Below are 238 nucleotides of genomic sequence, written 5' to 3' on the forward strand. Positions count from 1 at the left end.
GCCTGCGGCGCGTGAATCGTCGGCGCGTTGCCGAGCTGGCGTTCGGCCTGGGCCTTCTTCAAAGCTTCGAGGATGTACGACATATCACTTCCCGGTGGCTGCCAGCAGGCGCGGTTCGTCGACGCCCGACAGCTGGTTCAGGCGCATGTAGGTGCGCGGACCGGCCAGGCCGTCCGCCTTCAGGTTCTGCTTGACCTGGAACGCGCGCAGCAGGCGCCGCGTGGGCTCGTCCAGGACT

Annotated in this window: 1 protein-coding gene; it reads right to left on the reverse strand. The window is 67.6% G+C overall.

The genetic code is table 11. The features are described from left to right. Positions 1-84: 84 nt before the first annotated feature. Positions 85-234, reverse strand: a complete 150-nt coding sequence (locus ACEN88_RS36220; protein WP_413347199.1) for a peptidoglycan-binding domain-containing protein — start codon at positions 232-234, stop codon at positions 85-87. Positions 235-238: the final 4 nt, after the last annotated feature.

It is taken from the genome of Massilia sp. CT11-108, assembly GCF_047302915.1.
Taxonomy (GTDB): domain Bacteria; phylum Pseudomonadota; class Gammaproteobacteria; order Burkholderiales; family Burkholderiaceae_D; genus Telluria; species Telluria orientalis.